The 20,652-nt window shown below is 63.6% G+C and carries 28 protein-coding genes and 1 pseudogene; 11 read left to right on the top strand and 18 right to left on the bottom strand.

Going from position 1 to position 20,652, the window contains the following annotated elements:
* The coding region (locus tag IQ16_RS23230) for an integrase core domain-containing protein (RefSeq protein WP_145831773.1) at positions 1–160 on the top strand (160 nt) is incomplete at its 5' end.
* A 103-nt stretch (positions 161–263) separates the two neighbouring features.
* On the opposite strand, the gene IQ16_RS23225 is transcribed toward IQ16_RS23230, so the two are convergent.
* Entirely contained in the window at positions 264–656 is a 393-nt protein-coding gene (locus tag IQ16_RS23225; RefSeq protein WP_145831772.1) for a hypothetical protein, read from the bottom strand.
* A 1-nt stretch (position 657) separates the two neighbouring features.
* Positions 658–1,545: a ParA family protein gene (locus IQ16_RS23220; protein WP_051123008.1), complete on the bottom strand. Its 888-nt coding sequence runs from the start codon at positions 1,543–1,545 to the stop codon at positions 658–660.
* 198 nt (positions 1,546–1,743) lie between these two features.
* Between IQ16_RS23220 and IQ16_RS23215 the strand changes: the two genes are divergently transcribed.
* Together IQ16_RS23215 and IQ16_RS23210 are read left to right on the top strand one after the other, a co-directional pair.
* Complete coding sequence (locus tag IQ16_RS23215) at positions 1,744–2,538, top strand: transglycosylase SLT domain-containing protein (protein WP_018644632.1); 795 nt, start codon at positions 1,744–1,746, stop codon at positions 2,536–2,538.
* 171 nt (positions 2,539–2,709) lie between these two features.
* A complete protein-coding gene (locus tag IQ16_RS23210; protein WP_018644633.1) occupies positions 2,710–3,411 on the top strand; it encodes a phasin family protein in 702 nt (233 codons plus the stop codon).
* A 117-nt stretch (positions 3,412–3,528) separates the two neighbouring features.
* On the opposite strand, the gene IQ16_RS23205 is transcribed toward IQ16_RS23210, so the two are convergent.
* The 3 genes from IQ16_RS23205 to IQ16_RS23195 form a co-directional block, all read right to left on the bottom strand.
* A complete protein-coding gene (locus IQ16_RS23205) occupies positions 3,529–3,822 on the bottom strand; it encodes a hypothetical protein (protein ID WP_018644634.1) in 294 nt (97 codons plus the stop codon).
* Positions 3,823–3,986: 164 nt separating this feature from the next.
* Positions 3,987–4,283 (bottom strand): hypothetical protein, encoded by a 297-nt coding sequence (locus tag IQ16_RS23200; protein ID WP_018644635.1) that lies wholly within the window; start codon positions 4,281–4,283, stop codon positions 3,987–3,989.
* An 18-nt stretch (positions 4,284–4,301) separates the two neighbouring features.
* A complete protein-coding gene (locus IQ16_RS23195; RefSeq protein WP_244635820.1) occupies positions 4,302–4,514 on the bottom strand; it encodes a hypothetical protein in 213 nt (70 codons plus the stop codon).
* 389 nt (positions 4,515–4,903) lie between these two features.
* Between IQ16_RS23195 and IQ16_RS23190 the strand changes: the two genes are divergently transcribed.
* Positions 4,904–5,917: a hypothetical protein gene (locus tag IQ16_RS23190; protein WP_018644637.1), complete on the top strand. Its 1,014-nt coding sequence runs from the start codon at positions 4,904–4,906 to the stop codon at positions 5,915–5,917.
* A 224-nt stretch (positions 5,918–6,141) separates the two neighbouring features.
* Here the strand turns inward: IQ16_RS23190 and IQ16_RS23185 are convergent, their stop codons facing one another.
* From IQ16_RS23185 to IQ16_RS23160, 6 genes are all read right to left on the bottom strand, one after another.
* Positions 6,142–6,648, bottom strand: a complete 507-nt coding sequence (locus tag IQ16_RS23185; protein ID WP_018644638.1) for a hypothetical protein — start codon at positions 6,646–6,648, stop codon at positions 6,142–6,144.
* Between the two features lie 368 nt (positions 6,649–7,016).
* A complete protein-coding gene (locus tag IQ16_RS23180; RefSeq protein ID WP_018644639.1) occupies positions 7,017–7,301 on the bottom strand; it encodes a hypothetical protein in 285 nt (94 codons plus the stop codon).
* 278 nt (positions 7,302–7,579) lie between these two features.
* Positions 7,580–8,068: a hypothetical protein gene (locus IQ16_RS23175; RefSeq protein WP_244635817.1), complete on the bottom strand. Its 489-nt coding sequence runs from the start codon at positions 8,066–8,068 to the stop codon at positions 7,580–7,582.
* Between the two features lie 16 nt (positions 8,069–8,084).
* Positions 8,085–8,414, bottom strand: a complete 330-nt coding sequence (locus tag IQ16_RS23170) for a hypothetical protein (RefSeq protein ID WP_145831771.1) — start codon at positions 8,412–8,414, stop codon at positions 8,085–8,087.
* Between the two features lie 29 nt (positions 8,415–8,443).
* The gene (locus IQ16_RS23165; protein WP_051123010.1) at positions 8,444–8,680 is read right to left on the bottom strand and encodes a hypothetical protein; all 237 of its coding nucleotides are present in this window, start codon (positions 8,678–8,680) and stop codon (positions 8,444–8,446) included.
* Between the two features lie 93 nt (positions 8,681–8,773).
* Positions 8,774–9,409: a hypothetical protein gene (locus tag IQ16_RS23160; protein ID WP_018644641.1), complete on the bottom strand. Its 636-nt coding sequence runs from the start codon at positions 9,407–9,409 to the stop codon at positions 8,774–8,776.
* 395 nt (positions 9,410–9,804) lie between these two features.
* Between IQ16_RS23160 and IQ16_RS45780 the strand changes: the two genes are divergently transcribed.
* Positions 9,805–9,978 carry a hypothetical protein gene (locus IQ16_RS45780; protein WP_018644642.1) on the top strand — a complete coding sequence of 58 codons (174 nt, stop codon included), beginning with the start codon at positions 9,805–9,807 and terminating at the stop codon, positions 9,976–9,978.
* Positions 9,979–10,087: 109 nt separating this feature from the next.
* Complete coding sequence (locus tag IQ16_RS23155) at positions 10,088–10,438, top strand: zinc ribbon domain-containing protein YjdM (protein ID WP_018644643.1); 351 nt, start codon at positions 10,088–10,090, stop codon at positions 10,436–10,438.
* A gap of 234 nt (positions 10,439–10,672) precedes the next feature.
* Here IQ16_RS23155 and IQ16_RS23150 read toward each other — a convergent pair whose 3' ends face one another.
* Entirely contained in the window at positions 10,673–11,593 is a 921-nt protein-coding gene (locus IQ16_RS23150; protein ID WP_018644644.1) for a DMT family transporter, read from the bottom strand.
* Between the two features lie 141 nt (positions 11,594–11,734).
* Here IQ16_RS23150 and IQ16_RS23145 point away from each other — a divergent pair.
* Positions 11,735–12,119: pseudogene (locus IQ16_RS23145) on the top strand (helix-turn-helix domain-containing protein); the annotation flags it as partial.
* 468 nt (positions 12,120–12,587) lie between these two features.
* Here the strand turns inward: IQ16_RS23145 and IQ16_RS23140 are convergent.
* Both IQ16_RS23140 and IQ16_RS23135 read right to left on the bottom strand, forming a co-directional pair.
* On the bottom strand, positions 12,588–12,836 hold the full coding sequence (locus IQ16_RS23140; protein ID WP_018644645.1) for a hypothetical protein: 249 nt from the start codon (positions 12,834–12,836) through the stop codon (positions 12,588–12,590).
* Between the two features lie 150 nt (positions 12,837–12,986).
* A complete protein-coding gene (locus IQ16_RS23135; protein WP_026312242.1) occupies positions 12,987–13,190 on the bottom strand; it encodes a hypothetical protein in 204 nt (67 codons plus the stop codon).
* Positions 13,191–13,444: 254 nt separating this feature from the next.
* Between IQ16_RS23135 and IQ16_RS23130 the strand changes: the two genes are divergently transcribed.
* Positions 13,445–14,740 carry a hypothetical protein gene (locus IQ16_RS23130; RefSeq protein ID WP_026312243.1) on the top strand — a complete coding sequence of 432 codons (1,296 nt, stop codon included), beginning with the start codon at positions 13,445–13,447 and terminating at the stop codon, positions 14,738–14,740.
* A 4-nt stretch (positions 14,741–14,744) separates the two neighbouring features.
* On the opposite strand, the gene pdxY is transcribed toward IQ16_RS23130, so the two are convergent.
* The 3 genes from pdxY to IQ16_RS23115 form a co-directional block, all read right to left on the bottom strand.
* Positions 14,745–15,563: a pyridoxal kinase gene (gene pdxY / locus IQ16_RS23125; RefSeq protein WP_018644648.1), complete on the bottom strand. Its 819-nt coding sequence runs from the start codon at positions 15,561–15,563 to the stop codon at positions 14,745–14,747.
* A 48-nt stretch (positions 15,564–15,611) separates the two neighbouring features.
* The gene (locus tag IQ16_RS23120; protein ID WP_018644649.1) at positions 15,612–16,253 is read right to left on the bottom strand and encodes an FMN-binding negative transcriptional regulator; all 642 of its coding nucleotides are present in this window, start codon (positions 16,251–16,253) and stop codon (positions 15,612–15,614) included.
* Positions 16,254–16,346: 93 nt separating this feature from the next.
* A complete protein-coding gene (locus tag IQ16_RS23115) occupies positions 16,347–16,991 on the bottom strand; it encodes a TetR/AcrR family transcriptional regulator (protein ID WP_018644650.1) in 645 nt (214 codons plus the stop codon).
* Between the two features lie 97 nt (positions 16,992–17,088).
* Between IQ16_RS23115 and IQ16_RS23110 the strand changes: the two genes are divergently transcribed.
* The 3 genes from IQ16_RS23110 to IQ16_RS23100 all read left to right on the top strand — a co-directional run bounded on the left by IQ16_RS23110 (position 17,089) and on the right by IQ16_RS23100 (position 18,856).
* Entirely contained in the window at positions 17,089–17,754 is a 666-nt protein-coding gene (locus IQ16_RS23110; protein WP_018644651.1) for an O-methyltransferase, read from the top strand.
* Between the two features lie 188 nt (positions 17,755–17,942).
* Complete coding sequence (locus IQ16_RS23105; RefSeq protein WP_018644652.1) at positions 17,943–18,287, top strand: DMT family transporter; 345 nt, start codon at positions 17,943–17,945, stop codon at positions 18,285–18,287.
* Positions 18,287–18,856: a TetR/AcrR family transcriptional regulator gene (locus IQ16_RS23100; RefSeq protein ID WP_018644653.1), complete on the top strand. Its 570-nt coding sequence runs from the start codon at positions 18,287–18,289 to the stop codon at positions 18,854–18,856. Before IQ16_RS23105 ends, IQ16_RS23100 begins: the two co-directional genes overlap by 1 nt.
* Positions 18,857–18,967: 111 nt before the next feature.
* Here the strand turns inward: IQ16_RS23100 and IQ16_RS23095 are convergent, their stop codons facing one another.
* Positions 18,968–20,569, bottom strand: coding sequence for a hypothetical protein (locus tag IQ16_RS23095; RefSeq protein WP_018644654.1), 1,602 nt, complete (start codon positions 20,567–20,569; stop codon positions 18,968–18,970).
* Positions 20,570–20,652: the final 83 nt, after the last annotated feature.

Genomic DNA, 20,652 nt, shown 5'->3' with positions numbered 1-20,652 from the left:
AGAAGTTTATCTCCGCGCCTACGACAGCGTGTCCGAGGCGCGAGCGTCAATTGCCAAGTATCTGGCCTTCTACAATCAGGGACGCCCTCACTCGAGCCTTGACGGGCGCACGCCCGACGAGGCTTACTTCGGCACGCAAGCTATGGTGATGGCCGCATGACCGTCGCCGACGATTTTGTCGTCGCTCTGGTCGGGCTACGCCCTCCCGACGCAACGACAAAATCGTAAAGCCCCGCGTTCAGCATAACCCGGCAGGAATCCACTTAAATCCAGCGGGGCGCTGTCCAAACAACCGGGGCCAGCTCTGACAGCGATATTTTGTTGAAGGGTGGAATTTCTCTCAGAGGGACGCCCATAATTCGCAACTCCCGATGGATGTGGGCCACCAGGTCCTGATTTGGCATGCCCGCACCCGCAAGCAAGCGCTCGGCCTCACGTCCGATCAGCCGCGGTGAAGCTACGGCATCTCCATCGGTATTCGAAACGCGACCTCGCGACGAATAAAGCACTTGCTCAGAATGCTCTCGTAAGTTCAGTACAGACTGAGTACCTCGATTGGCACCTACCCGTTCGACCCAACGAAAAAACTCGTAAATGGCTTCTGGGCCGATGCTGGATGATGCCAGAAACAATAGGATTTGGTTCGGCTTCTTCATTCTACAACCCAAGCTTTCCGGCTAACTCGTTCGCGATCGCGGTCAATTCAGCTCCAATCTGCTTTTGCCACCGCCCTTTTCGATCGATGGCGAAGCCCGTGTAATCAGTTCTGGCTCTAAACGCTTCACTCTGTGGCATAAGAGCCTTCAATGTACGAGGACCAAATCTAGGATGCGCGCGAAGTTCAGCCTCAACACTCGCTGCTACGGCATCCCGCCCACCTCTACTTACCCCATTAAGCAGAATGAGCAGCTGCGGCTTCGGCGAAAGGGTTGGAAGTTGATCGATGAATTCCGACAATATTTCGAGACCTAAAATTGAGAAACGATCTGGTCGAACTGGGACTAAAATGTGAGTTGCTGCGTGAAGAGCGCACAAAGTCAGAAACGAGCTGCTTGGATTGCAGTCGATAAAAATAGTGTCGTACGACGACTTGCATTGTCGAAGAAACTTCAAAAATCTATCCTTTACGCCTTTCAGTTTAGCATTGTCATCCATAAGGCTGTATTTGACGAGCTGAAAATCGCCAGGAATTATGTCGAACTCTTTCGACGGCATGTCCGTCAGATAAAAGAAACTATGACGCAAGTCTTCACTCTTAGGAGGCGGTTGAGTTGACGTAGCCACATCAAATAAACCAACTTCTGATCGAGGCTCCATCGCGGAGAATATCGTCTTCGAGGCCGCCTTGTATTTGTCGTAGTCAGCCCGCTTGAGTAGACCTTGGGTTAAGTTGAATTGAGGATCGAGATCGATAAGCAAAGTACCGACCTCTTTGTTCTCGAAAACGGATAGAGAAACGTTTGAGCAAATCGTCGTTTTTCCCACTCCGCCCTTCATATTCAACACCGCCACAACTGGCACAAAAGACTTAGCCTTCTTGACCATTCCTCCTCCATGTCACCGACCTATGGTCGGCGTAGAAACTCTCCAAATTGATTGCAATCGGAAATCGCAGTCCGTTCATATTACGACATTTCTTGGCGACTTCAACTTTTGCGCGATTTCGGACCGAGATTCGCCCCTTTGATCTGACGCTGCGCCGGAGCAAGGACTCGCCTAATCCTCCTCACTCCTCCAAGACGCATGCCAAGGAAACGCAAAAACTTCCTCCCTCGCCTTCACAACATCCGGCGGGGCGCCCGTTGGGCACGAAAGACGTTCGCCCGCGCACCGCGGACAGTTCGGATCACAGTCAGCGCAGCAATTCTGCTTGCAGCCCTCGCCCTCCTCAACATCGCCTATCACGTCATCCGCAAGCCGACCGAACTCTTCGCCTTCATCGGCAACACCCTCGACAAGGAGCCGGCAGAGACTTGGGCGAGATACGGCCCCCTCTTCCGCACCTATTCCACCGCAACCATCACCCCCGAATTGCTGGCCGCGCTGGCGCAGGTCGAGAGTTCGGGCAATCCGGTGGCGCGCACCTATTGGCGCTGGCGGTGGAGTTTTAATCCGCTGGCGATCTACCGGCCCGCCTCCTCAGCCGTCGGGCTCTTCCAGATGACCGATCCGGCCTACCGTGAAGCCGCGCGGTTCTGTGTCCGCGGCAACGCCGTCACGGAGAGTGGTTGCGGTTCTACCTTCCTCTACATCCGCGCGATCCCGAGCCACGCCATCGAGCTGGCGTCGGTATATCTGGACCGCCAGGTGGCCATGGTTCTCGGCCTCGCGGGCGATGTGAAGGCGAGCCGCGAGCAGAAGCAGGATCTGGCCGCCTTCATCCATCTCTGCGGCGCAGGTCCCGCCACGGCCTATGCGCGCCGCAAGTTTCAGATGATCGCCGGGACACGCTGCGGCGATCACCTCGTCGCGGGCTATGTCGGGAAGGTCAACGCGATGAAGCGGCAGTTTCTGCGGCTTGCGGCGGAAGATCCGTAGATCCGTAGGGTGGGTTAGCTGGCGGTCGCGCGAAGCGCGGTCCGCCGGCGTAACCCACCACCTCTGCGCGCCCGAGATGAAAGAGGTGGGTTACGCCAAGGGACTGCGCTTCGCGCAGCCCGGGGCTAACCCGCCCTACGGCCCTGCCCATGCCCGGCAAAATCTCACCACATGGCCGCCACGCAAGCGACAACCCACAATCGCGATTTCAGCGCAAACGCGACGGAGGCTTGCGGCTTCAGCGATATTCAGGAGCCATTTGCAATGTTGAGTACGGTAGAAAATAAGCAAATGAAAAAATCCGGCCGGCGCGGCGGGAAGAAGAAGGCCGGGCAACGGACCGGGGCCGGCGAGCAACACGCAACTGCAGCGCATCCATTGCCGGATGCCCCGGCGGAGGTCAGCCAAGAGAACGTGCAAGAGAACGTGCAAGAGAAACGGCAAGAGAACAGGCAAGAAAACAGGCAAGAGACCGAGCAAGAGGTAGAGACGAGCCGACCGATCGGTGCGCAGGTGCCTTCGGGTGCAGCCTTGCCGTCCGCGATGGAGATCGCTGCCAGCGCGCCCGTCGCACCGATGGAACCCTCCCTGGCCGGCACGCAGGCGATTGCCGATGCCTATAGCGGCTACATCAAGACGTCGCTTGAGCACGCCTGGACCTTCCTGGGAAAGCTCGCGACGGCGCGCTCACCCGTCGAGGCCTTTGAGCTTCAGATGGAGTACGCGAAACAGGCGTGCGACTCCTTTGTCGCCGAATCCCAGAAGATCGCCGTGTTGCATGAACAAATGGCCAGACAAAGGGTCATGCACCTTGAGGGGTTCGTGGCCAGGCTCACCCAGACGACGCTCGAAATCCGCGCGACCCGTCACTAACGACCGGAAGCCCTGCCCGCCATTTGGCGTGATGGGTTTCTCGAGGGGCTCAACCCATCCTGCGTCCGACCGGCCGTTGTGTCCCGTCAGTGCCTGGACCTAAGGACCGCCTGGAGCTCAGTACCCTGACTTGCTCGAGCCCGTGCTCGGCCTCGTGCTCGCGCCCGTGGTTTGACCTGTGGTTTGTCCTGGCGCGTAGCTCGACGCGCCGGGGCTGGTGCTCTTCGCCGACTTCGCGTGATGCTTCTTCTTATGCCCGGGAGCGTAGCTGGAAGCGCCCGGCTCGCCCGTCTTGGAACCCATTTTCTGCATCTCATGACCCGGCGTCTTGCTCGACACACCCTGAGCAAACACGGCTGGGGCTGCAGCCATGACAACGGCAGCCGAAAGCGCGATGATCATTGCTTTCATGTTGTCCTCCTCTCACAAGCCCCTCAAGGAAACGGAATGAGCCAGCGCCCGTTCCTCCGTGGGAACGTTCATGGTGAGACCCGCGCTGCTCAACTGCTCCCTTTCGCCGCCGCAACGCCATGAACCGGTTTTTCGAAACAGATCATGCCGCAAGGCAAAACCGATCACGACTGTTCGATCAGCATCGGTGAACCGAGCTCTTCGAAACGAAAGAGCTGAAACACCCGCTGGCCATTGAAGTCGAGCACTCTCAAATCATCGGTCTCGTGCAAATTGCTTTCAACCGCCTGAAAGTGCCCGCCGTAGCGCTCCCTGGCGAGCGACAAGGGAACCTCGAACGCGACGAACTTGCCGATACCTTTCTGCCTGAGCACCCCGAGAAGCTTCAGGTCGTCCAGGGACTGATGCGAGGTGAGAACAAGCAGCGGACCGCTCGCCGTCAACAGCAAAAGCGATTTCATCGGATCCTCCTTTGCACCCTACCTGATCTTCGCCAGGCACTCCTTCAGGCGCTCCAGCTCCGTACGAACCTGTGCCTCCATGGCGTCTTGCAATGCGAGGATGCCCCTGCTGGACAATTCTGCGGAGGCCTTTCTGTCCAGGTTCTGCTTCCAATCCCGGATGCCTTGCCTGGTGGCCCGTTGGGCCTCCGACGTCGACTTGGCGTATTCCTTCATGCAGGCGTCGGCCATTGAGCACGTCTGGCACTCCTGGGCGGCGGCCGGACTTGCAAGAAGCATGGCGAGTATCGCGGTAGGGACCCTCATTGCGGTTCCTCCCGCGACAGCATAGCACGTCGCAGGTCCGCAGGGTGGGTTAGTCCGGCAGATGCACCAAGCGCGTCTGCTGGCGTAACCCACCTCTTTCGTCTCGCCGCAAACAGAAGCGGTGGGTTACGCTGCGCGAACTGCGCTTTGCGCAGTCGCGGAGCTAACCCGCCCTACGCGCGACCCACCCTCCGCGCTCACTCCGCCCCGCTCCCGAGCCCGCCATAATTTTTCCTTGGCACACGCGTTGTGTCGGATAGCGGCGAGACCTATCCTTCCCAAGATCGGACTGCCTCCCATTGACGCCCGACCGGATGGAGAGCGCATCGGTGCCTGAAACGAACGACCCCAAACCTGATACGGCGAAGCCTGATACCGACAAGGCTGATACCACCAAGCCCGACACCGCAAAGCCGGACGAGGCGCGCGCGGACGGCGGGCTGACGCGGGCCTATGACCGGATCAAGAGCGCAGAGGAAGACCTTGCGCGGCTGGACCGGCTGGTTTCCGGAATGGAACGCGACAGCGAGGGCAAGCGGGCCTCGCACGCAAGCGCCGCAGCGACGGCGACGGCAACCGCAACTTCCAAGGCGCCGACGCCGGATGCCAGGGCTCCGAGCGCCAAGCTTCGCGATCAAGGCTTGAAGGGAGATCGAACCATGATGCGCGCGTTGGTCGGCCTCGTGCTGGCGATCGGCCTGCTCGGTGCCGCCTTCGCTTCGCAATATCGCGATGAGGCCAAATCGATCGGCAAGTCGATCATGGCGCGCTGGGCTCCGCCGGCCGCGAGCAGCGCCCCGCAAGCCGCCGCGGTGGAAAGCCCCGCGCCGCCGCAGGCCGTGCTGCTGGCTGCTGCGGGTGAGCCGAGCCCGGTGCCCGCGCCGCAGGTCGCGAAGGACACGGACAGCGCCCCAAAGCCTGCCGCCACGGCGCCTGAGGCGTCATCGTCCGAGCTCGCGCAATCGCTCAAGGCCATCACGAGCGAGCTTGCAAACATCAGCGGCAAGCTCGAGCAACTGAAAAGCAGCAACGAGCAGACCCTGCGTGAGCAGGCCGCCACCATTCAACAGCTCAAGGCGGCGCAGGAGAAGGAGGCGGCGGACAATGCGCGCCTCGCCGCGCAGGTCCAGGCGCTGCAAACGCAGCAGACGACGTCATCCGCGTCTGCGGCCGCCAAGCCCGCCGTGCGCAGCGTTATGAACAACGATGCGGCTCCGCGTGCCCGGCCGCACGTGCCAGATGCCGCGCCTCGGCGGCCCAGACCGCCGCCGCGAGGCCCCTGGATGCCTCCGCCCTACGGCCCTTATTACGGCGATCCGGATTGGTGAGCCTGCAAGGCGCCGGCTTGAGAGCGTAGCCCGATGGAGCCAACGGGTCGGCGCGAAGCGCCGCCCGATGACAGGCTCCGCGTAATCCGGGACCAGCGCAACCTGGGGCGAGACCCCGGATTACCCTTCGCTCCATCCGGGCTAGAGTGCCATAGGGTGGTTTAGCCTGCGGCTGCGCTTCGCGCAGTCGCGGAGCTAACCCACCCTACGGACCTACGCCCGCCTCACTTTACTTCGTTCATCGTCACCTTGGCGGCGATCCCGGACAGCTCGGAGTCTTCCGGAGCAAGCTCCTCATCGGGAGACGGCCCGACCGAGACTTCCGCCATTCTGCGCTTGACCTGTTCGCATGTCTTGCGGACGTCCTCGGTGAACAGCGCGCATTCTTCGATGCGCTTGAAGATCTTCCGTCCCTCTTCACGATACCCCGCCGCCGTCTCCCGCATGAAGGCGATCGCATCATGGACCTGGGCCGTCAGCGCCTCGCATTTTTGCGCGGCGTCGATCAACTCGGTGCCCATGGCCTCGATCTCTTTTGCAGCGGACTCATAATCACGAATGACCGCCTCTGCACTGAGCGCGCCGACGCGCGTGACGCCCTCGGTGTGCTCGACGTAATCAGGCAAAGCAATGGAGGTAAGAGAGCTTCCCGGGCGTACCGACGAAATGTCCGCCTCGAGCTGAACCAGGTTCACGCCTTCCCGTCTGCGCAATTGTTCAACACTTGCCATTTGATTGGTCCTCCCAATACGCACCCAGAACCCCAAACAGTATTGGGTTTATTACGGGGGTAACTGGCATTCTACACTGATGTATTCTTGACAGCCGCAGCTTTGCCGTTTTTTCCCGGTCGCGGGCGCCGCACGCAGCGATGAGGGAGTCATCATCGCGCAACCTCTCCTGGTCACGGGCTCTGCCGCCAGGGACAACGCGATGAGGCGGCCGTTTTTGCGGCTTGCGGCGGAGGACGAAGACTAGCAAACAAGCGTAGCCCGGATGGAGCGAAGCGTAATCCGGGACCAGCGTAGCTCAGGGCAGTCCCCGGATTGCGCTTCGCTCCATCCGGGCTACAGGCATTCATCAATTCTGCGCTTGGCCACTACCACCAATACGGCCAGCGCCATCCCTCATAGCGCACATATGACGGCACCAGCGGCGGGCCGTAGGGATCGACGCGGTCATCTTCCGGGCGATAGCGATAGCGGGGAACGACATTGTAATCCCACGGCGTCGGCCTCAGCACAGGCGCCGTGACGATGAGCCTCTCCTGCGGTGCGCGAACGACCACGGCCTTCCGCGTCCGGGCTTCAGCGCCTGATGTCCCGAGGCTGCACAGCACCAGGGCCGTTGTTCCGAGCGCACAGGCGAGCGTCATTTTTGTCATGCGTTGGTCTCCCTGCCGCCAGAGTGCAAAAGGACTCAAGGCAAGGCAAGCGAATTCGCTTCCCCGTTGCAAGCGCATCCTTCGAGACGCCCGCCGAAGGCGGGCCCTCAGGATGAGGGCGGAGTGCGCGGCAGCAATTTGAACGAAGCCAATGCTGCTTAGCCTCATCCTGAGAGCCCGCTGGAAGCGGTCGTCTCGAAGGACGAGGCGCTTGCTCTGGCCGTCACCAAGAAGCCATCTGCAATAGCCCTATCCCTCGCAGCGGCGGCGACGTCCGGTCAGCGTCGTGAGTCCCGCCTCGCCTGTGCCCTCTTGTTGGCCTGCGAAACCCGTCCAATCTTCGAGGGAGGAAGTTTGACAATTCGACGACGGCTCGGCAGTGCACGCATGCCATCATGTGACGTGGGATGATTGTCCGGGCGCGCGAACTGCCTCTCCCGGCGCAGCGCCAGCGCCCGTCGGGCGGCCTCTCCCAGCTCGCGCCTTGCTTCGAAGTTCTGGACTCGTCTCAGCTCCTTGTTGACGCGCTTGAGGGCGGCCACAAAAACTTCCTTGCGCCGGAACGTGTTTGCCCCCGCTCCCGGCGTGCGGCGACCACCGGGCTCGGCCGCACCTTTCGCGACGCGCCGTTGCCGGTGCGCCAGCGTTCGTTCCTTGTCGCGAAGGTCACGCAGCAGGCTGCGCAATTTCTCCAATGCCGCACGATCGACCTCTCCGATCGCGGGATGGTGGGATGTCAGGACAATCTGCTGTTCCTCATGGTTCAAGATGCTGGACTCGAATTTACATGGCCTTGACATCCTTCTCCTCCTTCGACGACCGGGAAAGCCAGGGCACGTCGCTGTCGAGCGCGACATCCGCAGCAGCGAGCCGGCGGAAAAGCGCCCTGCGGCGGGCAATCGGGGGCCAGGCGTAAAGAAAGATGTCGGACGGCTTCCAGATCGCAACCCAGCCGAAGATCAGGAAGCTCTCCTGCAGGATGTGGGACACGGGACTCGCGTCCAGCTTTCGCAACAGCAGCCAGCCGAGCACCAGGCATAACGACAGGATGGAAAGGCCAACCGCGAGCGAGAGCCGTCCGGTCTTGAACAGCTCCCGCATCTCCCGGGTCATGGCCTCGCTTCTGAGGTCGAAATGATCCTTCACCGCGAGACGATGTCGCTTGCGGACGCTTGCGACAGCTCGTCTGACGGCAGATGAATGACGATCGCGACGGGCGCATCGATCGGCAATTCCTGCGCACGGCCCACGATGTAGTCTTCGGCGTCGAGCGCAAGCTCGCTTTCCCTGAATGGCGACGGATCCAGCGTGTTGAAGAGCTGCGACACCTTCCGAAGCTTCAGCTCGATGCGGCCGGTCGGCATGGCCATGGCATCCATTGCAAGCCATCGTCACGTTTGCCGTGCCAACGTGTCCCGACCGATGGCTTGCCGCCATCGGGGAATGTACTGAGGACCGGGGGCGGTCGTGCCCTACGCGCGCGCCCGGCGCAACGCCTCCACCAGCTTCGTCCTTTGCTTGCCCCAGCGGGTCTCTTCGGCCTCGGCGCGTTCGTCGAGTGCGGCGCGCTCGGCTTCGATCTGCTCCGTTCGCGCCTCGTGCTCCCGCCTCGCCTCGTCGAGCGCCGCCTCGGCCGCGGCGACCGCCTTGTCGCGGCGCACGCGCTCCTTGGTGCGGGCGGCCTCCTCCTTCCGGCGCTCGGCTTCGCGCCGCCGCTCCTCCTTCTCGAACGCCGCGGCGGCCTTGCGTGCCTGCTGGTCGTCGATCTTGCGGGACGGTTTGGGTGCCGCCTTGGCGGCGCGCTTGCTCGGCTTCGGCTTACGCTTGGGCTTGGCCTCGGCGTCGGCAAGATCGGACGGCAGCGCCGCGCTCTCGGTGAACGAACCGTCCGATCCGACCGGACGCCTGAGCACGACGCCGGGCTTGGCCATGGTCGCGGCGACGATGGCGGGATCGTCGGTCTCCTTGGCCACGCCCTGATGGAACAGATTGGAGCTGGCGCCCCAGGCCTCGAGCGCCGCCTTCATCGAGGGCGCAGCGACGGCCTGGTCGTAGAAGCCGAGCGAGGTCTGGTAGGCCTTCAGCTTTCTCTTGAGTTGCTTCGGCATGTCGCCCCGCGACGGATCAGCTCCCGGCCGTCGCGCCAGTGCCACAATGTCATCATGCCCCTGTTTTGCCCGACGGGTCAAATGCTGTTCGGTATCGCCGAAGTCCGGCCAAAGGGCAGGCTCTCACGACTCGTACCTCCCCACGCATCATTTGGGATTTGGGGCCGGCTTTGCCCGACGCGTCACACGATTTTCGGTATCGCAGAACTTTGAGATCCCTGACATTTTCTACTGTGCATGGGGTTGTTTTCGATGTTTTTTTTGCGGAGCGTGTAGCCCGGATGAGCGACGCGACATCCGGGACCTTTGCCGCCGAAGCATTCCCCGGATATCGCTTCGCTCATCCGGGCTACCCACCAATCAACGCGTCATCGCAATCCGCAGGAAGGACCACCATGAACGGCAATCGCTATTACGGCGTCCGCGTCGAGGGTGCGAAATACGGCGTGGGCTTCGGCTCGGCGCTCGCCATCGCGATCTCCTACACCAACAACCATTCGATCCTGTGGGCGATCATCCACGGCATCCTGGGCTGGCTCTACGTGATCTTCGTGGCGCTGTTCCGGTGATATCGCACCGGCAGGCGACGACCGGCCCGGGCCTCCTTCAGCTTTCGCTTGCTTTCCCGGTTCCCGCCCCTACGGTCGCGCCGCGAACGAAGCTTTGAACGAGACAGACATGACCGACACGATGAAATGCCCTGCGTGCAGCTCCGAGCACGCCTATCAGGACCGCGACCTCTGGGTCTGCCCGGAGTGCGGCCACGAGTGGAGCGGTGCGGCGGATGCGGGTGCGGATACGGCGCCGGATGCAGGCGTGCGCGATGCGAACGGCAATGTGCTCGCTGACGGCGACAGCGTCATCGTGATCAAGGACCTCAAGATCAAGGGCTCCTCCTCGGTCGTGAAGGGCGGCACCAAGGTTCGCAACATCCGGCTCCAGGACGCCAGCGACGGACACGACATCGCCTGCAAGATCGACGGCATCGGCGCGATGAACCTGAAATCGGAGTTCGTGAGGAAGGCTTGAGCACCGGGCGGGGCCGGTCGCGGTAACGCTAACGCCGGTTCCTGCCGTGGAACACACAATTCCCCTTATCCAATCGGGAAAAATGTGCAATCTTCCTTCTGCCGGGCAGGCCTTTGTATCGCGTACCTATTTTTTCAACCCGGGGCTGGCTTTTCGACGACGCGTTCGATTGCAGTGCTGCTTGAGACTTGAATGGCCGCCCCCCGGGGCGGCCTTCCCGTTTTCGGGGTCGGCCTAACGCTGCCGCTGCGCCAGATAGAATCCGCACAGCACCGTCATGAGGCCGGCCGTCTGCAACAGCGTCGGCGGCTCGCCGAGCAGGAGCCAGCCGGTCAGCAGCGTCAGTGCCGGCACGCAGGCCGGAAACACCGCGGCGCGGGCGACGCCGAGGCGCTGCACCGAGACCGCGAACAGATAGAGCGCGGCGGGACCGGCGAGCACGCCCTGCGCCAGCGCCTGGATCGCGTTCTCCCACAGGCCGATCGCCACGACGTGAGCGAGGCCGCCGGTGGCGATGTAGAGCGGCAGCAGCAACAGCGACAGCACGTTGATGACGAGCGCGGCCGACACCGCCGAGACGCGCCAGTGCCGCAGCGCCGCGCCGAAGCCGGCGAACATCAATCCGGTCAGCACGAAGATCAGATCGCCCTGCACGCCGTCGGCGCCGATATGGCCGATCGATTCCGCGCCGATCACACCGAGACCGGCGACGATGATGATGGCGCCGGCGAGCCGCGAGGCCGAGATCCGCTCTTTCAGGATCAATGCTGCGAGCAAAAGGCCGCCAAGCGTGGCGCAGGACGGCTGGATCACGCTGCCATGGCCGAGCGGCACGAACAGGAAGCCGGTGTAGGAGATCAGCGACATCACGGGGCCGCCGAGCACCATCAACACAAGGCCCCTGCCCCAGCCGATGCCGCAGAGATCGGAGATGCCGGCGCGTGCTACCAGCGGCAGGAACGCGATGCCCGACCAGACATAGCGATGCACGAGCAGATCGACCGGCGTAAAGCCGACCTTGAGCCCATGCCGCGTGCCGGCAAAGCCCAGCGCCCAGAACAGCGCTGCCGACAGCCCGCAGACCACGCCGAGAAGCGCCGGTGCCGCGTCGCTGTTTTGAGTGAGAGCGTCAGCGCCGCTCGACCGCTGATCCATGGATCAAGCCTTATGTCAGCGAGGGCATCGGCTCAACCCGCACGGCTGCAGGGCTGGCACGCGGCGGAGAAGCAATGACCCTTGTAGCCCGGATGAGCGCAGCGACATCCGGGAACGGTTGCGAGACGAGTCCCGGATATCGCTGCGGGCTTCCGGCCCTGCCTGCGCTGCCGTCCCGAAACCGCGCCGTTCTGTCCGGCCTGGAACGGCACCCGCTCGACCGTGGCGCGCGCGGTGAAGCTCATCAATGACGGCGCCTCGACGAATGTTCGGTGTAACGCTCGCGACGCGGCTCGGCATCTCCTCGCGTCATCTGGCGCGACTGTTCGAGCGCCATGTCGGCGCCACGCCCCAGCAGCTCGCCAAGACGCTGCGCGTCCAGCGCGCCAAGCGCCTGCTCGATGCCGGTGATCACACCATCACGGAGATCGCGTTCCTGGCCGGCTTCGGCAGCTTGCGCCGCTTCAACGCCGCCTTCGCCGAGCTCTACGGCCGCTCGCCATCGCGCTTGCGCTCATCGAAGCGCAGCCCATCAGAAAAAGCCGGGGCTGAGATCGAGGCCGTAGGTCAAGCTCAGCACGAACACAAACAGCGCGGCGGCCGAAAGCAGCGCAAGCTGCCTGAGAATGAATTCACGCGTCGAGGTGCCGGCAACAACGGCTTTTTGCGCAACGGGCATGAACGACCTCCAGTATGATTCCAGAATTGGCCGCTCAATATGCGGCGCGCGCATCAGGCGCCGCGATCTCCGAAACAACTATTAAGAGGATCACACGCGTCTTGAACCGCCGTACACAACGCTCGGCTTGCGCGCTTCTTTTTTCAGTCACTGCTTCTCGATCCGCGCACAAACGCACAAAACGCGCGGCTGCCTGCCATAAAGAAAAACCGCGCTCCCGATGGGAGCGCGGTTCGAATCCGATACGAGGCCTTCTTAAAACCCGAATCTTGCGGTAGGCAGGATTGCGTCCGCACCCGTGCCTGTCGCGAAAGCTTAGCGGGCCGATCCCACCGTCGCAGTCTTGACGTGGCGCGGGGCCAGGACGCTGGCCTGCAGCGCCGTCACGCTGGAGGCCGGCGCCGACACCTGCTGCTCGACCTTGTTGGCACCGAGGACGCGAACCTGCAGGGGCGAAGCCGGAATGCCATTGGCCTCATAGGCCGGCAGCTCGGCGGCGAAGGCGGCAGTCGAGCCCGCGATGACGAGGACGGCGGCTGCGATCGACAAAGTCTTCTTGTTCATTGGTGATGCTCCAGAAGGAAAGTTTCGGAGCACATCTAAGCCTGATTTGCTGCATTGCGATATGCACTGTTGCAACGCAACATCGCGCCCCACGCATGGCAATATGTTTAACGCGCCCAATGTCTTGGACGGATTCCCTGATTCGGCGGGTCAGCCACCGAGGACGTCGCCCCAGCCGTCGAAGACATAGGTCCTCCAGGCCACCGTCCCGTCGCCGCGAAGGCGGCTGGCCAACCGATAGTCGTCAGCCTGATCGGCGGTCCAGGTGATGATCCTGCCGGAGATACGATCGTGCAGGATGGCGGGCTCGGTGGGATCGAAGGCGTCCATGGGACGAAGCGAGGAATGCGTCATGGCCGACCAACGCGCTCGGCTTTGGGAAAGTTGCCGCAAGACGCCCGATTCGTATTTATCGAAGTCAGGCTCATAGGGTCCAACGGAACCCGCGCGTGGCACCGAGGCCACACTTCCCCAAAAAGCCCCTTTTCGCCGATTTGCGCCATTGCGCCGCCACACGGTCCCCCGAACAATTGACGTGCTGCGTGCCTTTCTGTGCAAGACTGTTCCGACAAGACTGGTTCGGGCAGAACCGTTTGGAGGCAGGGATCATGAATGATCGGCGGTCTCTTCTGGTGGCAGTCGCCTGCCCCTCGGCCGTTATGGCCGGCTGGCTGGCGCTCTCTCTGTCCGCCTATGCCCCTGCCGTGATCGAGAACAGCGGCGCCAACACGGCCGCAATCTCGCGTGCCAAAGACCTCAGCCGTCTCGATCTCGCCGACGTTCCGCGCGCTGCGACGATCGAGGATGGCATTGCGCTGACTGCCGACATCGCCGCCGCCGTAGCCGCGACGCCGGCTCCGGTGGTCACCGAGGCAGCAGCGCCCGAAGTGCCCGCCCCCGCCGTCAAGCTCGCCTCAGCAGATCCGGCGCTGATCCTGCCGAGCGAGCCGCCCACGCCACAAATTCTGCCAGAGCCCGCGCCCGCCGCCAGCGAGGCCGCGCCGGCGCCGGAGCCGGTCAAGCTCGCCTCGGCCGATCCCGCCGAGATCGTGACCACGGACGCATTGTCGTCCGCTTCTCTCGCGACCGGGCCGGCGCCCGCAGCGAGCAAGCCGTCACCACCTGCCGACACCATCGCCGTGCTCGACGAATGCTTCGTCATGGACGCCTGCATCGACCGCTATCTCTGGGCGCTCTACCAGCGCACGGCCAAGGAGGACTCGATCAAGGTGCAGGAGCGTCGCGCCGTCACCGTCAAGCGCAAGGGCAAGATGGTGACCGTGATGCGCAGCTTCACAAAACTGGTCGACGAGGATTTCGGCTGGAAGGATCCGAAGGCGGCCGAGCACGCGAACATGTCGATGATGGACTACGTCATCGGCGGCATGGACAAGAGTTTTAAGCGAAAACTGTTTCGCACGCTGCTCGCCGCCGAAGCCGCCGGCCTGTCGCCGGGCATCACCAGCGCGTTCCGCGACGACTATCGCCAATCGATCGCGAGTGGCCTGAAGGCCGCCTCCGACCGCTCCTATCACGGCGGCAGCACGCGCGGCGGCTATGGCCACGGCATGGCGGCCGACATCGTCTCGACCGCCGGCAACAACCGCGCGCAGCGCTGGGTCTCGACTGAAGTGTTGTGGAAATGGGTCGACGCCAACGGCAAGGCGCTTGGCATCGGCCGGCCCTATCTCGGCCGCGATCCGCCGCATGTCGGCCCCATCGACGGTGCGGAATACATCTCGAAGCGCGGCACGGCGGACCGCAAAGACGTCGCCAGCGCCAAGCCGAAGAAGGCTCGGGCCGTGGCGCATGCCAAGCTACCAAAGGCGCAAGCCGCGCGCGAGCAGAAGGGCTCGGCCAAGCCGCAGAAATCGGCGCAATCGGCCGGCAAGCGCGCGACCTGAGCCGTTACGACTTGCGTCCCACTGAGGGCAGCGGCACAAGCCGCATCTCGGCCGTGCCGGCCTCTTGCGTGCGCACCAGCACGGCAAAGATGGTCTCGACCGCGAGCCGTACCGCGGCCTCCATCGCCTTGCCCTTGGCCAGATGCGCTGCGATCAGGCCGGTGAGCAGATCGCCGGTGCCATAGGGACGGATCGGCAGTCGCGGAGTTGCAAAGCGTGACAGCTGGCCGTCCGCGCAAAGGATCGTCTCCACCTGCCCGTCTGGCGTGTCGGTGAGCGCACAGCCGGTCGCAACGACGTCGATGCGGCCTTCGCCCGCGAGCGCCGCGCACGCCGCGCGCAGGCCCTGCGTATCGGCGATCGTGAGGCCGGACAGCAGCTCGAGCTCGAACTGGTTCGGCGTCGTTAGGTTCGCGGCCGGCAGCAGCCGGTGCCGCACCACATCCAGGATGCCGTCGGCGACATAGACGCGGCCATCGTCCCCGATCACGGGATCGCAGAGATAGACGAGCCTGGAATTGCGGATCAGGGCCCGCTCGACGAAATCGGCGACGGCAGCTGCATTGCCGGGCGAGCCGAGATAGCCGGTCACCAACACCGCGGCCTCGTCGACAAGATCGCGTTCCTCGACGCCTTTCAGGAGATCGGCGACGAGCTCAGTCTCCAGCACGCGGCCGCGCAGGGTCGGATAACGCGGATGGTTCGACAGTAGCGTGGTCGGCACCGCCGCGACGTTCACGCCCTCCGCCTGCATAGCGTAGGCGGCCGCGCTGTTGCCGACATGGCCGTGGACCACCTGGCTTTGAATTGAGATGACGAGCATGCGGAGGTCCGTAAGGTCAATTGCGGTGCAAGGCAAGCGCAACCCGGATCACGAAAAATCGTACCCAAGCCTTGGCCGCAGCGCCCGCATCTTCCGCGCCAGCCGCCGATGCCCCGTCTCCTCCGACCGCGCCAGCCGGCCCGCGATTGCGACATGATCCGCATCGCTCTTGTGCTGGTTGAGCTTGGCCTGCCCTTCGACGGTATCGACCAAGAGATCGATGACGCGGATCGCCGCCAGCATGCTCTCGCGCTTCTCCGGCTCCATCCGTGCGAGGTCCCAGGGCGCCTTTGGCAACCGCGCCTCGGCGACCGCGAGCAGCGCATCGCCGTGCCCGCGGTTCTCACCCATCTCCCGCAGATGCGCCACGCCTGACAGGTGTACGGCTTCGTAGAGCCAGGTCGAGACGTTGTCCTGCGAGGCATACCAGTCATTGGAGACGTAGGCATCGTCGCCGGCCACGATCAGCAGGAAGCGTCTCGCACCATCCGCCAGCGGAACGAGCGGATTCTTCGCAGTGAGGTGGATCTGCACGATCGCGCGCCCGTCGCGCCTGTTCAGCACAAACGGCACGTGCGAGGCTCGCGGTCCGCGCTCATCCGCCGCTACGACCACGCCGAAGCCGCGTTGACCGGCGAATTCCAATGCAGCCTGCTCCTCGATGCGGAATTGGGGACGGAGAACATGCATGGCGCGGCGCTCGATTGGCTCAACGAAAGACGATGCGAGGCTAAACCATCATTCGCCGAGATCGGAAACGATATTGGGCCGCAAACGCGGATATCAGGATTGATTTCGGCGCCGTGCAAGCTCGCCGAGATAGGCGCAGAACATGTCGGCCAGTCCGTCAGCATGGCGCGCGATCTCCGCTTCGCTGCGTTGCGTCTCCGAGAACCTCTTGCCAACCTCGCTCAGCGTCGTCGTGATCAATTCGCCGGCGAGAGCGCGCGTCGCGTCCGTTGCCCTGGGCAGCGCCTCCCGCATGAACGCCGCAACGATTCCCTTGCCGGCGGCCCGCGCGTCGTGCGCCTCGGGCGCATCGCGGTAGAGCGGTGCGGCGTCGCTGAGGGCGGTGCGGATCGCGGCCTCCTCGCACTCCGAGCGGATGAAGGCATGGACCAGCGCGCGCAGCCGCAGCGGCGGCGCCTTCGCGCCGTCCGCGAGGATGCCGCCCAGCATGTCGCCCGTGCGCCGCCACTCATCGCTCTGGAGGCGGAACAGGATCGCCGCCTTGTTCGGAAAGTATTGATAGAGCGACCCGACACTCACCCCGGCCCGCTCCGCCACCCGCGCCGTGGTGAAACGCTGCGCGCCCTCCTTCGCCAGGACCTGAACAGCCGCATCCAGAATGGCCGCGACCAGCTCCGTTGAGCGCGCCTGTTGCGGCTGTTTTCGTGAGGAAACTGAACGGCTTCGACGATCGGCCATGGCGTCCTTGGGCAATGCGAATAGCGAATGCGACGAATTAGTCGTATTTCAGCTTCCACGCAAGCACACGCTTCGCCGCCAACTCTGGAGACCTGGAATGACCACCCCAACCATCACGTCGCTTGCGCCGCTGCTGGAGCGCCTCTTCAACGAAGCAGAGGCCGCAAACGGCGCAACACACGCAGCCGTCGCGGATCTGTCCGATACCGAGCGGGCTCGGATGCTGCGGAGCAAGACCGACTACCGCGATCTCTATGGACGCCTGAAGGACGCCCCGCTCGCGGTCTCGCGCGGGACCGGTATGCTGCTCTACATGCTGGCGCGCAGCTCCCGCGCCAAGGCGATCATCGAGTTCGGCACCTCGTTCGGCATCTCGACGCTGCACCTTGCCGCAGGCTTGCGCGACAATGGCGGCGGCCGTCTCATCACCAGCGAGTTCGAGCCGTCGAAAGCCGCGCGGGCGCGGGAGAACCTGTCGGCCGGCGGGTTGATGGACCTCGTCGAAATCCGAGAGGGCGATGCGCTGCAAACCCTCCGTGCTGATCTGCCTGATACGATCGATCTCGTGCTGCTCGACGGCGCCAAGGCGCTCTACCCCGAGATCCTGGATCTGATCGAAGGCCATCTCCGGCCGGGCGCGATCATCGTCGCCGACAACGCCGACGACAGTCCCGACTATCTGGCGCGGGTGCGTGCGCCTGGTAGTGGCTACATGTCCACGCCCTTTGCCGAAGACGTCGAACTCTCCGTGCGGATCAACTAGCGCCGCCCCGAACCACCACAAGAGCTTGAAGCCGCCGCACTCTTCATCGCGCGGCTTCAGCCTGTGTTCCCGACGTGTCGCAGGCGCGTCACTGACACGTGATAATGGTTGACGTCAAAAGCCGCGCTCCGCATGCTAAACATACCTACCGCGCGGTATCTTTCCCCGCCGCCATGCCCGAGCCAGACATGACCTCCGCCTTCAACGCCTATGCAGCGCTTGCCCTCGCCATCGTCTTCGAGGTCACCGCGTCCGCCTTCCTGCAGCAGTCCGCGCAGTTCACGCGGCCGTGGCCGACGCTCGCCATGGTGCTGTTCTACGTCGCCTCGTTTTATGCGCTGTCGGTCGCGATCCGGGTGATCCCCTTGAGCATCGCCTATGCGATATGGGGCGGCGTCGGCATCATCCTGACCGCAACCGTCTCCTTCGTGCTGTTCCGGCAGATGCTGGACGCTGCGGCCTTCGTCGGCATCGGCTTGATCGTATCGGGGGTCGTGATCATCAACCTGTTCTCGGAGACGACGGTGCATTGATGCCGGGAAACGCCTATACCCGCGCCAAGCAGCCCGAACAGGTGCGGCGCGCCCTGCTCGATCACGCCGCGGCCATTGCCACGGACCATGGGGTCGCCGGCGTCACGGTGCAGGCGGTGGCGGCGGCGGCCGGCGTCACCAAGGGCGGACTGTTTCACCACTTCGGCAGCAAGCAGGCCCTGATCGAGGGCCTGTTCGCCGACCTGCTCGGTCGCGTCGACGCCGAGATCGACGCTGCCATCGAAGCCGATTCCAAGCCGCGCGGCAGCTTTACGCGCGCCTATGTGAACGCCGTGTTCACCGGCAAGGCCTTCGGCTTCACCACGCCATGGGCGGCGCTGAGCATGGTCGTCGTGACCGATCCGTCGCTGCGCCAGCTGTGGAACGACTGGATGAAGGCGCGCCTCAAGCGCCACCGCGCAACCGACGGCACGCCCGAGCTGCAGATCGTGCGCCTCGCCGCCGACGGCGCCTGGCTGACCTTTGTCACGACCGGGCAGACCCGCATGAGCGCCGACTTGCGCGCCGTGCACGACCGGCTGATCGCGCAGACCCATCGGCGCGCGTAGCGGCTCTGTTCTACCTCCGTAGCCCGGATGGAGCGCAGCGTAATCCGGGACAGTCTTTCCGTAACCACTAATCCCGGATTGCGCTGCGCTCCATCCGGGCTACTGGTCACCTCACGGCGCCGTCCTGATCTTCGCGCGCAGCGATGCCGGTTCCACGATCCCCGGCAGGAAGCTAAAATTCGCAGAGGTCTTGCCATCGACCAGCGTCGCGAAGTTGTGGCAGCTGACGCATGAGCCCGGACCCGCGGGACCATTGCTCAGATAATTCTGGATGTAGGTCTCGAGTGTCATGTTGGACAGCATGCCCGGCACGGCGTTGGATGGAATCGGATTTGGCGGCGTCGGAGGTTCGACGTTGCCGCCCCATTGCGTGCCGACCAGCATGTAATTCCCGAACACGCTCTTGAGCGAGCCGAGCGCCATCCGCCATTGCTCGTTGAGGGTGCTTGTTGTCGGATAAATCCTCCAGCAGCGCACGGCCTGCGGCTGCGCGGTTGCACTGGTGGTGCCGCCTTGCGCATAAGGCTTGCGCGGATTCCAGGGGAAGGCCGTCTTGCTGACGCCGGGCGATTGCGGCGAGATATTGGTGCCGAGGCTCGACGGCGCGCCGGTGTTGAAGAACGAGAAATGCGCGCCCGGGGCGGGACTCGCGGGCCCGCAGCTCGGCTGGTTGATCCAGTTCGTGGCCTTGTCGGTGCCGCAGCCATCCGCGACGTTGCAGGGCGCGTTCGCGAGCGGCGCGTTGTCGACATGCTCGAACGTCGCCCAGATCCATTGCGGCCGCAGCGCCGGATTGGTCTTGTCCAGCGGATTGCGCTGGAGGATGTGCATGCCGACGAGCCCCACCCGCTCGCTGCGGCAGAACGAACGGCCGTCGCGCACGAGATCGCCTGACACCGCAAGCAGGATGTTCTGGGTGAAGAACTTTGACGGATCGTCCTTGGACGGATCGAGGATGCGCCAGGACGCCTTGATCTCGATTGAACCGTTGGTGCCATCAGGGACCGTGGCCGACGACGTGAAGTCGGCGCCGCCAGGATTTTTCTTGATGAACTCTTGCTGGCCCGCCCTCGTCGTCAGCGTCTGCGACTTCTGTCCGCCGGGCGCGCGCAGATATTGCGCCTCGATCTCGTTGACGCGGCGCTCGAACAGCGTCCAGTTGCCGTTGACGTCGATCAGAGGCTTGTTGGTTGCGGCCTGCAGATATTCTTCATTGTTCGGCATCGGCTGGCCCTTGCCGTTCGAGCCGATATGGAAGATCGGAAGCGCCAGCGCCTGCGGGCAGCCGGCGATGACTGGCGCGTTGCCGAACAGCGAAGAGACCGTCGGATAGGTCTGCCAGACCCGCCGGCCCGGCTGCGTCAGTCCCTGTGCTGGCGGCTCCTTGACGCCGCTCGCCACCCAGTTGAGTGCGACGAACATCTGCCAGGCCATGTTGTCGAACGGCGACTGCACGTCCGCCTTCTCGCTCTGCGGCGGCTGGCCGTAAAGGCCGTTATAGCCCTGTGTTTCCGCAAGGCCCGGATCGGGGCCGATATAGGCCGGCACGATGGAACACAGCCCGCCGGTGCCATTGGCGCAGAACTTGGCCTGCGGAATATAGGGCGGCGCCGCTTGCGGTGACTGCGACTGCGCGGCCGGCCGCAACGGCGCTGCCAGCATCGCCGCAGCGAACGCGAGCGACGTCAGGGCCAAAAACTGCCAATGCTTCATGGGAGGTCCTCACGGATGCGAGCTCAACCGCCCCGCCCTCGCCGAGCTCAAATGTGATGTGCGACCGAATCCCGAGACAGGTC

This window comes from Bradyrhizobium huanghuaihaiense (genome assembly GCF_007830635.1).
GTDB classification, from domain to species: domain Bacteria; phylum Pseudomonadota; class Alphaproteobacteria; order Rhizobiales; family Xanthobacteraceae; genus Bradyrhizobium; species Bradyrhizobium huanghuaihaiense.
The sequence above is the reverse complement of the archived record's forward strand: the minus strand, read 5'-3'. Positions and strand labels throughout refer to the sequence as shown.